General features: G+C 63.9%; 1 protein-coding gene. It reads left to right on the top strand.

The features are described 5' to 3' along the window. Window positions 1–249 precede the first annotated feature (249 nt). Window positions 250–521: DUF736 domain-containing protein (locus HB676_RS33640; RefSeq protein WP_213742822.1), on the top strand; the 272-nt coding region annotated here is incomplete at its 3' end.

Here is a 521-nt window from a genome sequence, read left to right as displayed (position 1 = left end):
TCGCGGGCCTTTTTGATGTCGGATCACGCCCCAGGATGCGGTCGCTTCGCTCCCCGGCCTGATCCCCGCAACGGCTTGCAGCAACTTCTTTCCCCGCTGCTGCGCAGCTTCCTCGCGCGACAAACAAGTTGCCTTCAGCCGTCCTGCGCTACGCTGCGGGCCTTAAGGCTGCAGGTCGGCCGTCCCGGGGCTTCGGATCGCCATCAAGGCCGCGATGGTCGCGGGCTTAAACAGCAAACGGAGATTATCATGGCCCAGATCGGTACCTTCACCCGCAGCGAAGACGGCGTGTTCGCCGGCACCATCAAGACGCTCTCGCTCAACGTCAAAGCACGGCTCGTCCCAGCCGACGCATCCACCAACGACAAGGCCCCGGACCTGCGGGTGCTCGTGGGCAACGTCGAGATAGGGGCCGCGTGGCACCGCACCTCGAAGGAGAACACGGAGTATCACTCGGTCAAGCTCGACGATCCATCCTTCCCGGCGCCGATCTACGCCAACCTCTTCAAGGGCGAGACCGA

Origin of the sequence: Bradyrhizobium sp. dw_411 (assembly GCF_018449695.1) — a bacterium.
Taxonomy (GTDB): Bacteria; Pseudomonadota; Alphaproteobacteria; order Rhizobiales; family Xanthobacteraceae; genus Bradyrhizobium.
Note: the sequence above shows the minus strand (reverse complement) of the source record. Positions and strands in the feature narration are given on the sequence as shown.